The sequence below is a fragment of the Streptomyces sp. NPDC097981 genome, assembly GCF_040302565.1.
GTDB lineage: Bacteria > Actinomycetota > Actinomycetes > Streptomycetales > Streptomycetaceae > Streptomyces.
In genome coordinates this window covers 1-1,591 of sequence record NZ_JBEORW010000178.1, presented here as the reverse complement: position 1 = coordinate 1,591, position 1,591 = coordinate 1, and the positions used below count along the sequence as shown (strand labels likewise).

The 1,591-nt window shown below is 63.0% G+C and carries 1 protein-coding gene; it reads left to right on the top strand.

The features are described from left to right. The first annotated feature begins 278 nt into the window (after positions 1-278). On the top strand, positions 279-1,502 hold the full coding sequence (gene ltrA / locus ABTY04_RS40900; protein ID WP_352218504.1) for a group II intron reverse transcriptase/maturase: 1,224 nt from the start codon (positions 279-281) through the stop codon (positions 1,500-1,502). The last annotated feature ends 89 nt before the right edge of the window (positions 1,503-1,591 follow it).

The window sequence follows — 1,591 nt, the reverse complement described above, 5'->3', positions numbered from 1 at the left end:
AGGCCACGCCGAAAGTCTGCGGCGTAAGCGTGGCGATGCTGCCGGGGTAGAGCTGGGCACCTCACCTGTCGATCGATTTCGTGGTGAACGTGGGAACTGTCCGCGGTCGCCCTTGTATCGGACATCCGGTCCGATCGGGGGCAGGCCCATCGCCGGCTGATGGCCGTCGGGCAGGACGGAGGCTCCGTAGTACTCCGAGGCCGGGAAAGCCGGTCACATGGGGAAGGGGGCCAGCAAGTCAGCAGTAAGGAGACTGGAATGCCAGGAGGCTGTCGCCGGTGAATACCGACGAGCTGGAATGGGCCTTGATGAAGGCCGAACGCCGGGTACTGGAGATCCAGACCAAGCTGCACCGTTGGGCTGCCGATGATTCTCATCGCAGGTTCGACGACCTGTTCAACCTCGTGGCCGATCCCGCCTTCCTGTTGGTGGCGTGGGACCGTGTCCGGGGAAACAAGGGTGCCCGCACGGCCGGAGTGGACGGGAAGACCGCCCGCTCCATCGAAGCCGGGCAGGGAGTCGAGGCATTTCTCGACAAGCTGCGGACCCAGGTCAGAGACCGCAGCTTCCATCCGGTTCCTGTCCGCGAGCGGATGATTCCCAAGGCGAATGGCAAGCTTCGTCGTCTCGGGATTCCGACCGTGGCGGACCGAGTGGTCCAGGCGTCCTTGAAACTGGTGCTGGAGCCGGTATTCGAAGCGGATTTCCTCCCGTGTTCCTATGGGTTCCGCCCGAACCGCCGAGCTCACGATGCGATCGCCGAGACTCGCTACCTCGCCAGCCACGGATATGAGTGGGTGGTGGAGGGCGACATCACGGCGTGCTTCGACGAGATCGCGCACCCGGCCCTCATGGAGCGGGTGCGGAATCGAATCGGGGACAAGCGGGTGTTGTCTTTGGTGAAGGCGTTCTTGAAGTCCGGGATCCTGTCCCGTGACGGAGCCTTCACGGGCACACGCACCGGGACCCCGCAGGGCGGGATCCTGTCGCCGCTGCTGGCCAACATCGCACTCTCGGTCCTGGACGAGTACATCGCCCGGGGCCTCGGAGGACCAGATGGCACCTCCGAGGATCGGCGCAGGAGACGGCGTCGAGGATTGCCCAACTACCGGCTGGTCCGGTATGCGGACGACTTCCTCGTACTCGTCTTCGGGCGCCGTGAACATGCCGAGGAACTACGCGACGAGGTCGCAGCGGCATTGAAGCCAATGGGCCTTCGCCTGTCGGTGGAGAAGACAAAGATCACGCACATTGACGAGGGCCCTGATTTTCTCGGATGGCGCATCCAGCGTCACCGGAAACTTGGCACTGGTCGGCAGTACATCTACACCTACCCGGCACGGACATCAGTGCGTTCCGTCATGGGCAAGGTGAAGGAGCTGACCGGACGGCAGAACGTCGGCTTGTCGCTGGATTCCTTACTCCACCGACTGAACTCGGTGTTGCGCGGATGGTGCGCGTATTTCCGTCCCGGAGTTTCGAACATCGCTTTCTGTTATTGAGGCGAAACTGATGGGTTTCCTGATCGTTGGTGGGGTGTGAGCGAGGATCGGGACATGCGTCGTCTGTCGCCTGCCGCGCAGGAGGATCT